This window comes from Dorea sp. 210702-DFI.3.125 (assembly GCF_020560945.1).
GTDB classification, from domain to species: Bacteria; Bacillota; Clostridia; order Lachnospirales; family Lachnospiraceae; genus Dorea; species Dorea formicigenerans.
In genome coordinates this window covers 87,122-97,595 of record NZ_JAJCNF010000008.1, presented here as the reverse complement: position 1 = coordinate 97,595, position 10,474 = coordinate 87,122, and the positions used below count along the sequence as shown (strand labels likewise).

The following is a 10,474-nucleotide window of genomic DNA, read 5'->3' as shown; positions in this document are numbered from 1 at the left end:
GGAGCTGACTGTTACTAATAGGTCGAGGGCATAACCAAGTAAGGTGGATAGGTAAGATGTTAAAAAGTTTCTTATATGCAGTTTTGAAGGTATATATTTTATAATAAGAAGTGATTGGTAAAAGCCAGTCATTTTTTTGTATATAGAAAGTTGCATTTCCTATTATACAAAAAAGCCTTGTCGCTTAAACAACAAAGCTTTTGCAGATTAAAATAATGTTTTATCGTTTATTTCTGTTGAGATAATAATGTCGTATCGCTGTTGATACTGTGTTTCTCTTAGTTAGCAGTGATTCTGAATATATGTAATAAACTTTTCCACACTACTATTAATGTAAATTCCCTTTTTCCACACTAGACCAATCTGCTGTTCTATCGAAGGATTCATTGGAATCCCGACGATATCCGGTAGATTGCGTATGACAGATTTATATAGAAAAGCGCCGCCCAGTCTCTGGGCAATGAACTGTCGAATGGTATGTAGCTGACTGGCATGCATGATGATATTAGGCTTGATACCATGTCGTTCAAACAGTCCCATTAATGTATTCGTCTGTACTGAATCAGTATTGTACATCATAATTGGCTCATTTTTAATCATTTCGACTGTAAGTTCTTTTTCTCTTGCCAGTGGATGTTCCGGTGATACACAGAACACAAAAGAATCGGAATCAATCGGGTAAGAGTTCATTTTATCAATATCATAAAAATCCATATTAACTAGTGAAACGTCCAGAGTCTCTTCATTTACAAGAGAGGCAGCACGAATAGAGCCGTATTCAAATAATTCCAGGTGAATTTCCGGGTGTATTTTGGAAAATTCTACATAAATATCCGGAAAATAAACTGTACTTAAAAGCGGTGGGATTCCAATGCGGACCGGCGGAGTCTGTCTGCCAAGATCGTGGAGTTCCGAAGAGCTTTCTTTAATATAACGCAGCATGTCCTGGGCTTTCTGATAAAATAATTCTCCTTCTTTTGTGAGTGTAACATGGTTTTTCGAGCGGACGAAAAGATTGATGGAAAATTCCTTTTCTAATTCTCGGATTGCGCTGGAAATGGCTGGCTGAGTGACGTAAAGTTCTCTTGCTGCCTGAGTAATACTGTGATGCCTGCAAGTGGCACAGAAATATTCTAACTGGGTGATTTTCATAAAAGTTCCTCCTGCTTTTTGTGCAATGTGCTGGTCTTCTTGTGAAAATGTTACGAAGCACCTCGTTAAATGATAATTCATTATACCATGATTCTGTTGAAAATGCCAAAAATGTATTTTACTATAATCTTTTTTTATGCTCTCATATGTATTAATAAATGTACAATTTGGAAAACTACCGATATAATGAGGGCATAAAGAAGGGAATACAAAATAATAACAAAAGACTGGGAGGAAAACAAATGAGTTCTTCAACAATTACCCTCTTGTTTCTCCTGTTTGCGGTGATCATGTTCGTGCTAGAAAAGATTCCGCTAGGAGTAACATCGATGATTGTCTGTTGTGGTCTGGTTGTAACCAGGGTGTTAGATGTGAAAACAGCATTTGCCGGATTCATCGACAGTAACGTCATCTTATTTGTGGCTATGTTCATTGTAGGCGGTGCACTCTTTGAAACCGGAATGGCAAATAAAATCGGTGGAATCGTAACCAAATTTGCCAGTTCCGAACGAACACTGATCGTTGCAATCATGGTGATTGTAGGTGTGATGAGCGGTGTGCTTTCCAACACAGGTACAGCAGCGGTACTGATTCCGGTAGTAATCGGAATTGCAGCAAAATCTGGATATTCCAGATCAAGACTTCTAATGCCACTTGTATTTGCAGCAGCTATGGGTGGAAACCTTTCCCTGATCGGAGCACCGGGCAATCTGATTGCACAGAGCGAACTTCAGAAAAACGGATTATCATTCGGATTTTTTGAGTATGCAATCGTAGGTGTACCGATTCTGATCTGTGGAATTTTGTTCTACGCAACGATTGGACACAGACTTCTGCCGGACAGAGAGCCGACCGATGATGGTGCATTTGATACGACCAAGAATTTTGATGATGTACCGAAGTGGAAACAAATTGTATCATTAGTTGTTCTGGTTCTGACTCTTCTTGGAATGATTTTTGAGGAGCAGATTGGAATTAAGCTTTGTGTGACAGGCTGCATCGGAGCACTGGTATTAATTCTGACAGGTGTTATTTCAGAAAAAGATGCTTTGAAATCCATTGACCTGAAAACAATCTTCCTGTTTGGTGGAACACTTTCACTGGCATCAGCTCTTGGAGAGACTGGAGCAGGAGAGATGATTGCAGGAAAAGTAATCGCAATGCTTGGAGATAATCCGTCACCATATGTATTGACATTTGTCGTATTTGTACTTTGCTGTCTGCTTACGAACTTCATGTCAAATACAGCGACGACAGCGTTGATGGCTCCAATCTGTATGTCCATTGCACAGGGCATGGGTGCAGACCCGAGGGCAGTTCTGATGGCGTGTGTAATCGGAGGTTCCTGCGCATATGCAACACCGATTGGTATGCCAGCAAACACAATGGTCGTAGGAGCGGGAGGATATACATTTATGGATTATGTAAAAGCTGGATTCCCGTTGATTATCATTGCTACAGTCGTGAGCATGATTATCTTACCAATTGCATTTCCTTTTTTCCCGTAAGGAAAAAGATAGTTTTCATAGGAAATGATCTGAATGAGACATATACACTTCTTTATAAGAGTTGTATATATAAATTTTAAAATGTATTTAAAAGTACAAGATAACACATTTATAAGGAGGATTACCATGAGTAAGACAGAACAGGTAGAAAAACTTACGAATTATATGGCGAACTTCGTGTCATATATCGGGAAAGTACTGCCGGACGATATCATTGCAAAATTAGATGAGCTGGCAGAGAAAGAGGACAGTCCACTGTCAAAGACAATCTACCAGACAATGAAACTGAATCAGAAGCTCGCGAAAGATTTGAATCGTCCAAGCTGCCAGGACACAGGAGTATTACAGTTCTGGGTAAAATGTGGAACAAAGTTCCCACTGATCGGTGAATTGGAAGCATTGTTAAAGGATGCGGTTGTAAAAGCAACATTTGAAGCACCACTTCGCCATAACAGTGTTGAGACATTTGACGAGTACAATACAGGAAAAAATGTTGGAAAAGGAACACCGACTGTATTCTGGGACATCGTTCCGGACAGTGATCAGTGCGAAATTTATGCATATATGGCAGGTGGCGGATGTACACTTCCAGGAAAAGCTATGGTTCTGATGCCAGGGGCAGGATATGAAGGTGTAACAAAATTCGTTATGGATGTTATGACATCCTACGGAATCAACGCATGTCCACCGCTGTTAGTCGGTGTAGGAGTTGCAACATCTGTTGAGACTGCAGCACTTCTTTCTAAGAAAGCACTGATGCGTCCACTTGGAAGCCATAACGAGAACGAAAGAGCAGCATCTATGGAAAAACTTCTTGAGGACGGAATTAATGAAATTGGCCTTGGACCACAGGGAATGGGCGGTAAGTATTCTGTTATGGGCGTACATATTGAGAATACAGCAAGACATCCATCTGCAATCGGAGTTGCCGTAAACGTAGGCTGCTGGTCTCACAGACGTGGACATATTATCTTTGATAAAGACCTGAACTACACAATCACAACACATTCGGGGGTGACGTTATAATGATCGAGATGAAAGACGGAAAGAAAATATTAACAACGCCAATTACAGATGAAGATCTGGCAGATATCCATGTAGGAGATATTATTTACTTAAATGGAAGCATGACAACTTGTCGTGACGTAGCTCACAGACGTCTTGTTGAAGAAGGACGAGAGCTTCCGGTTGATGTAAGAAATGCAGCAATTTTCCATGCAGGACCGATTATCCGCCCATTGGAAAATGATAAATTTGAGATGGTATCCATTGGACCAACAACCAGTATGAGAATGGAAAAATTCGAGAAGGAATTCGTTGAAAAAACTGGTGTGAAGATTATCATTGGAAAAGGTGGAATGGGACCAAATACAGAGTATGCATGTAAGAACTTTAAAGCACTTCACTGTGTATTTCCAGCAGGAAATGCAGTTGTAGCAGCTACAGAAGTAGAAGAAATTGTGGATGCTCAGTGGAGAGACCTTGGAATGCCTGAGACACTCTGGCACTGCCACGTAAAAGAATTAGGACCTCTGATCGTATCTATTGATACAGACGGACGTAATCTCTTCGAAGAGAACAAAGTCATTTTCAATCAGAGAAAAGACAAAGCAATTGAAGAAATCTGCAAACACGTAAAATTTATTAAATAAGCCAATTTGTGAAAACCTCTTAAAGATTTTGGTTAGTAAGCTAACCATACCCAAACCTCGGCACCCCGTCTGACCAGCGGGGTGCTATTTCGATTTTGAATAATACATTTCTTTCGCATTGTGTATTGTCGCACAATTCAGAATCCGTTACAATAAAGTTATATCAGCTGGGAGATGACTCCCACCTCTATAGGTGGTGAGAAACAAGCTTGTATCAGTGGGGGAGTCAATCCCCCAGCTGATATAGCCTCCGGCAGGATTGCAGAGGTGCGCAGTAGAAGTATGTCATGCAATTGCATGACGCGCACCTCGCAGCAAGAATGCCGAGGCATTCTTGAACTTCTGTTATGAAGAAAACAAGGAGGTCGTGGTATGTCGGATTTGAAATATGACATCATCATTATCGGTGCGGGTGTTTCAGGTTGTGCTGTGGCACGGGAATTATCACGTTATGATTTGAAAATCTGTGTGCTGGATAAGGAAAGTGATGTCTGTGAGGGGACGAGTAAGGCGAACAGTGGAATTGTTCATGCAGGACATGATGCAAAGCCAGATACATTGAAAGCGAAACTGAATGTTCAGGGAAATCTTATGATGGAAGAGATGGCAAAAAAGCTGGATTTTCCGTTTAAAAGAAATGGTTCACTAGTTGTCTGTCAGAACGAGGAAGAACTTTCAAAACTAGAAGAACTGAAAGAGCGAGGCAAAGAAAATGGAGTGGAAGGGTTAAGAATCCTGACAAGGGAAGAGGCGCTTGAACTGGAACCGGCACTTGCGGATTCTGTGTATGCGGCGCTTTATGCACCAACCGGAGGAATTGTCTGTCCATTTCTTATGAATATTGCTTATGCAGAAAATGCAGCAATCAATGGCGTGAAGTTCCAATTTGGAACGCGTGTGCAGGATATACAGAGATGCCATCAAGTAAGTGGATTTGAAGTCATTACAAATCAGGGAACATTATATTCAAAATATGTAATCAATGCTGCCGGAGTTTATGCGGACGAAATCCACAACATGGTCAGTGAGAAGAAACTTCACATTACACCGCGAAGGGGAGAATATTGTCTCCTTGATAAAAATGCGGGAACTCTGGTCAGTCATACTATTTTTCAAGTGCCAGGGGAAATGGGGAAAGGTGTTCTTGTAACTCCGACCATACATGGCAATCTGATGATCGGGCCAACTGCCGATGATGTTCCAGATAAAGAAGATAATGCGACGACGAGAGCAGGGCTTGATAAGGTGTTAAATGATTCTGCGAAATCCGTAAAAGGCATTCCGACACGCCAGGTCATTACATCATTTGCAGGACTTCGTGCACATGAAGATGGTGGAGATTTCCAGATAGAAGAATTAACTGATGTGCCAGGATTTATCGATGTGGCTGGAATCGAATCACCAGGACTTACCAGTGCCCCGGCAATCGGAGTGTATGTCTGTGATTTAGTAAAAAAAATGATGGAAGATACAGATCGGCAAATAAATCCAGGAGGTTCGGGGAATTTAAGAAGTTTCGAAGTAGCTGATAAACAAAAAAGTTCAGGTAGATTACAGGAAAAAGAAAATTTCATAGAGACGCGTAAAGGAATCGTACATTTTGCAGAACTAAGTCTGGAAGAACAAAAGGAACTGATTCAGAAAGATCCAGCGTATGGACAGGTCATCTGTCGCTGTGAAACCGTGACTGAGGGAGAGATTCTGGATGCAATCCGAAGACCGCTTGGAGCGCGGACGCTGGATGGAGTAAAGCGAAGAGTCCGGGCAGGCATGGGACGATGCCAGGGAGGTTTCTGTACACCGAGGATTATGGAGATACTGTCCAGAGAGTGTGGAATTCCGTTGGAAGAAATCTGTAAAAATAATCCGGATTCCCGAATCATTGTAGGAACAAATAAGGACAGGCTGTAGGGAGGTGCAGGAATGAAAAGTTGTGATTTATTCATTATCGGAGGCGGTCCTGCAGGACTTGCAGCAGCGCTTGGAGCAAGAAAACAGGGAATAAAGGACATTTTAATCGTAGAAAGAGACAAAGAACTTGGTGGAATTCTAAACCAGTGTATTCACAATGGTTTCGGACTTCACACATTTAAAGAAGAGCTGACTGGACCGGAATATGCAGGACGTTATATTGAGCAGGTAAAAGACGCCGGGATTCCATATGTGACCGATAGCATGGTGCTGAGTATTCAAAGCATGAGCCAGTATAAGAGTAGTCTTCAAGCAGATCAGTGTGAATATAACAAAGAAAAATATTCAGAAGCAGATCAAGATAAATATAGCAAGAAGAAATATACAGATAAAATTATCACTATGATTAGTCGTACGGAAGGTATCGTTCAGATTCAGGCAAAGGCAGTAATACTTGCCATGGGTTGCCGGGAGCGTCCAAGAGGAGCGCTTAATATTCCGGGATATCGCCCGGCTGGAATCTACAGTGCCGGAACGGCACAAAGACTTGTAAATATGGAAGGTTATCTGCCAGGACGTGAAGTCGTGATTTTAGGTTCTGGTGATATCGGACTGATCATGGCAAGACGTATGACACTGGAAGGGGCACATGTAAAAGTAGTTGCGGAACTGATGCCTTATTCCGGTGGACTAAAGAGAAATATTGTGCAGTGTCTGAATGACTATGATATTCCACTGAAGTTAAGCCATACAGTCGTTGATATTCATGGAAAAGAACGGGTGACAGGAATTACACTTGCCAAGGTCGATGAGAAAGGAAAGCCAATTCCGGGAACGGAAGAAGAATATGCATGTGATACTCTGTTGTTATCCTGTGGATTGATTCCGGAAAATGAATTGTCACGGGAACTGGGCGTGAAATTAAATCCAGTGACCAGCGGACCGGTTGTAGACGAGAGTCTGGAGACAAATGTGCCGGGAGTATTTGCTTGTGGAAATGTGCTTCATGTTCATGATCTTGTGGATTTTGTATCAGAGGAAGCGGACAGAGCAGGAACATGTGCGGCGAGATACATTTTACAAGAGAATCAAAGCAGTAATCCTGGCATAGACCAAGAGAGTCAGTATAGTGATTCGGATATAGGTAAGGCTTCCAAGATGAATGATAATAATGATCCAGTGATTCCACTCATTTCTCTTGGCTGTGTCCGCTATACCGTTCCATCTGCCATTCATTTGTCCAAGATGCCGGATAAATTGAAAGTGCGGTTTCGTGTCGGAAAAGTTGTAAAAAACTGTGCAGTCGATGTATACTGTAAGGAAGAGAATAGCGAGAAACGGATTAAGACAAAGAAACGTCCAGTCGTAGCACCTGGGGAGATGGAAGAGATTCTGCTTGGCAGGGAAGAACTTTTAAAATATCCGGATTTACAACAGCTTATCATCACGGTGAAGGAGGGATAGACTATGGAGGAGAAGAAACTAATCTGTATCGGCTGCCCTCTTGGATGTGAATTATGTGCAGTATTGGAACGTGGAGAGGTTATAAGTGTTACAGGAAATACTTGCAAGCGCGGAGATGCTTATGCCAGAAAGGAACTGGTAAGTCCGGAGCGTACCGTGACAAGTACGGTGAAAATGAGTGACGGGCGCATGCTTCCGGTGCGCACGAAGACGGATATTCCTAAGGCGAAAGTATTAGAATGCGTGCGAGAATTAAAACATGTTGTCGTAGAAGCGCCAGTGGAAACAGGGCAGATAATTGTGCAGGATATTGCGGGGACAAATGTACCGGTGATCGCTACAAAGAAGATGGGAGAACGTGTATGAAAAAATATGTAATGGCTCTGGATCAGGGGACAACCAGTTCCAGATGTATTTTATTTGACAAAAAAGGAAATATTTGCAGTGTAGCGCAAAAAGAGTTTGAGCAGATTTATCCAAAACCGGGCTGGGTCGAGCATGATCCGATGGAGATTTGGGCATCTCAGTTATCTGTTGCGACCGAAGCAATCAGTAAAATCGGTGCAAGTGCTGATGAGATTGCGTCCATTGGAATTACGAATCAGAGAGAGACGACGGTTGTGTGGAACCGTGAGACGGGTATGCCGATTTACAATGCAATCGTGTGGCAGTGCCGCAGGACTGCAGAACGGATCGATCAATTAAAAGAAGATGGTCTGACGGACTATGTGAAAGAGACGACAGGACTGATACCTGATGCATATTTTTCAGCGTCAAAAGTGGCATGGATCTTGGATCATGTAGAGGGAGCCAGAAAGCAGGCAGAAAATGGAGACCTTGCTTTTGGAACAATTGATACATGGCTGATCTGGAATCTGACCCGTGGGGAAGTACATGCGACAGACTACACCAATGCCTCCAGAACGATGATGTTCGATATTCATAAATTAGACTGGGATCAGAAGATTCTGGATTATTTCAAGATTCCAAAGAACATGCTGCCAAAAGTAAAACCGTCCAGTGGAATTTTCGGATATACAGAAGTCGGTATGTTTGGCGAGAGTATTCCAATCGCCGGGGCAGCAGGTGACCAGCAGTCAGCATTGTTCGGCCAGTGCTGTTTTGATGCCGGAGAAGTGAAGAATACATATGGAACCGGCTGTTTCCTGCTTATGAATACAGGAGAAAAGGCTGTGACTTCAGAAAATGGACTGCTTACGACTATTGCAGCCAGCGCAGACGGAACCGTCCAGTATGCATTAGAAGGAAGTATTTTTGTGGCAGGAGCGGCAATCCAGTGGCTGCGTGATGAGATGCGTATGATCCGCAAAGCAGCAGATACGGAGCGTTATGCAACTGCGGTCGAAGATACTGCAGGCGTTTATCTTGTTCCGGCATTTACCGGAATCGGAGCGCCGTACTGGGATCCATATGCAAGAGGTACGGTCGTGGGCATCACAAGAGGCTGCAAAAAAGAACATTTTATCCGGGCGGCACTGGAATCTATGGCGTACCAGACCAATGACATTTTGAAAGTGATGGAAGAAGAATCTGGTGTACAGATCCGGACGCTCAAAGTAGATGGTGGTGCATCAAATAATAATTTTCTGATGCAGTTCCAGTCCGACATTCTTGGTGTTGATGTGCTCAGACCACAGTGTGTGGAGACAACAGCTCTCGGAGCGGCATATCTTGCAGGAATTGCAGTGGGTTACTGGGAAGATGTAGAGGACGTGCGCGCAAACTGGGCACTGTCCCGAACATTCCATGCAGACATGACAGACGAAAAGAGACAACATTTGTTAAAAGGCTGGAAGAAAGCAGTCGGTCGTGCATTCGAGTGGGTGGAGGACTAGATTATGAAGCGGGAATTTCAATATCCGTCGCGGGACGGAGTGACACAGATTCATGCAATCGAATGGGAGCCGGAGGGGGAGATCCATGCAGTTATGCAGTTGTGTCATGGTATGGTCGAATTTATCGACCGATATGACGTATTTGCAAAATATCTGAACGAACATGGAATTTACGTGGTCGGACATGACCATCTGGGACATGGAAAATCTGTGCAAAATGAAGAATATCATGGATATTTTCATAAAACGAATGGAAATGAATATGTAATCGGTGACATTCACAAACTTCGGGAAATGACGCAGAAAAAATATCCGGATAAGCCGTATTTTATGCTTGGGCATAGTATGGGGTCTTTCCTGATCCGTCAGTATATGGAAATGTACGGACCTGGGCTTTCCGGAGTCATAGTCATGGGAACCGGAGCACAGCCTGGAGCCGCATTATTTTTTGGAAAATTACTGTGCAAAGTCATTGCCGCATTTAAAGGTGATGATTACCGGAGTGCATTTGTGGATAACATGGCATTTGGTGGATATAATAAACGGTTTGAGCCTGCCAGAACAGATAAGGACTGGCTGACGCGTGATGAAAAAGAGGTGGACGCCTATCTGGCGAATCCATGGTGTACGTTCCGCTTTACAGTCAATGCATATTATCATATGTTCTGTGGCATTGAGTATGCACAGAAAAAAGAGAATATTGAAAAGATCCCAAAAGATTTGCCGTTGTATCTGGTGGCAGGATCAGACGATCCTGTTGGAAACTTCGGAAAAAGTGTGGAAAATGTTGCAAAAACGTATCGGGAATGTGGAATTAAAGATGTGTCCCTTAAGCTCTATGAGAAAGACCGTCATGAGATATTAAACGAGCTGGATCGTCAGACCGTTTACGAGGATATACTGGCGTGGGTGGAAGCGCATCTGATATAGC

Annotated in this window: 9 protein-coding genes; 8 read left to right on the top strand and 1 reads right to left on the bottom strand. The window is 42.8% G+C overall.

Annotation, left to right across the window (positions count from 1 at the left end):
• Positions 1 to 282: 282 nt before the first annotated feature.
• A complete protein-coding gene (locus LI164_RS05855; RefSeq protein WP_040015234.1) occupies positions 283 to 1,152 on the bottom strand; it encodes a LysR family transcriptional regulator in 870 nt (289 codons plus the stop codon).
• A 242-nt stretch (positions 1,153 to 1,394) separates the two neighbouring features.
• Between LI164_RS05855 and LI164_RS05850 the strand changes: the two genes are divergently transcribed.
• The 8 genes from LI164_RS05850 to LI164_RS05815 all read left to right on the top strand — a co-directional run bounded on the left by LI164_RS05850 (position 1,395) and on the right by LI164_RS05815 (position 10,473).
• The gene (locus LI164_RS05850) at positions 1,395 to 2,660 is read left to right on the top strand and encodes an SLC13 family permease (protein WP_040015235.1); all 1,266 of its coding nucleotides are present in this window, start codon (positions 1,395 to 1,397) and stop codon (positions 2,658 to 2,660) included.
• Between the two features lie 126 nt (positions 2,661 to 2,786).
• A complete protein-coding gene (gene ttdA, locus LI164_RS05845; RefSeq protein WP_040015236.1) occupies positions 2,787 to 3,686 on the top strand; it encodes a L(+)-tartrate dehydratase subunit alpha in 900 nt (299 codons plus the stop codon).
• Positions 3,686 to 4,312 (top strand): L(+)-tartrate dehydratase subunit beta, encoded by a 627-nt coding sequence (ttdB, locus tag LI164_RS05840; RefSeq protein ID WP_005330521.1) that lies wholly within the window; start codon positions 3,686 to 3,688, stop codon positions 4,310 to 4,312. Before ttdA ends, ttdB begins: the two co-directional genes overlap by 1 nt.
• A gap of 372 nt (positions 4,313 to 4,684) precedes the next feature.
• Entirely contained in the window at positions 4,685 to 6,223 is a 1,539-nt protein-coding gene (locus LI164_RS05835) for an NAD(P)/FAD-dependent oxidoreductase (protein WP_227086877.1), read from the top strand.
• A gap of 12 nt (positions 6,224 to 6,235) precedes the next feature.
• A complete protein-coding gene (locus LI164_RS05830; protein WP_227086876.1) occupies positions 6,236 to 7,687 on the top strand; it encodes an NAD(P)/FAD-dependent oxidoreductase in 1,452 nt (483 codons plus the stop codon).
• Between the two features lie 3 nt (positions 7,688 to 7,690).
• The gene (locus tag LI164_RS05825; protein ID WP_005330531.1) at positions 7,691 to 8,053 is read left to right on the top strand and encodes a DUF1667 domain-containing protein; all 363 of its coding nucleotides are present in this window, start codon (positions 7,691 to 7,693) and stop codon (positions 8,051 to 8,053) included.
• Positions 8,050 to 9,543 (top strand): glycerol kinase GlpK, encoded by a 1,494-nt coding sequence (gene glpK / locus LI164_RS05820; protein ID WP_117606710.1) that lies wholly within the window; start codon positions 8,050 to 8,052, stop codon positions 9,541 to 9,543. Before LI164_RS05825 ends, glpK begins: the two co-directional genes overlap by 4 nt.
• 3 nt (positions 9,544 to 9,546) lie before the next feature.
• Positions 9,547 to 10,473, top strand: a complete 927-nt coding sequence (locus LI164_RS05815) for an alpha/beta fold hydrolase (protein ID WP_227086875.1) — start codon at positions 9,547 to 9,549, stop codon at positions 10,471 to 10,473.
• Position 10,474 lies beyond the last annotated feature (1 nt).

Excerpts from the sequence above, each read along its gene's own strand:
- LI164_RS05835 (WP_227086877.1), top strand. The coding sequence starts at position 4,685 with ATGTCGGATTTGAAATATGACATCATCATTATCGGTGCGGGTGTTTCA.
- LI164_RS05830 (WP_227086876.1), top strand. The coding sequence starts at position 6,236 with ATGAAAAGTTGTGATTTATTCATTATCGGAGGCGGTCCTGCAGGACTT.
- LI164_RS05855 (WP_040015234.1), bottom strand. The coding sequence starts at position 1,152 with ATGAAAATCACCCAGTTAGAATATTTCTGTGCCACTTGCAGGCATCAC.
- LI164_RS05815 (WP_227086875.1), top strand. The coding sequence starts at position 9,547 with ATGAAGCGGGAATTTCAATATCCGTCGCGGGACGGAGTGACACAGATT.
- LI164_RS05850 (WP_040015235.1), top strand. The coding sequence starts at position 1,395 with ATGAGTTCTTCAACAATTACCCTCTTGTTTCTCCTGTTTGCGGTGATC.
- glpK (WP_117606710.1), top strand. The coding sequence starts at position 8,050 with ATGAAAAAATATGTAATGGCTCTGGATCAGGGGACAACCAGTTCCAGA.
- ttdA (WP_040015236.1), top strand. The coding sequence starts at position 2,787 with ATGAGTAAGACAGAACAGGTAGAAAAACTTACGAATTATATGGCGAAC.
- ttdB (WP_005330521.1), top strand. The coding sequence starts at position 3,686 with ATGATCGAGATGAAAGACGGAAAGAAAATATTAACAACGCCAATTACA.
- LI164_RS05825 (WP_005330531.1), top strand. The coding sequence starts at position 7,691 with ATGGAGGAGAAGAAACTAATCTGTATCGGCTGCCCTCTTGGATGTGAA.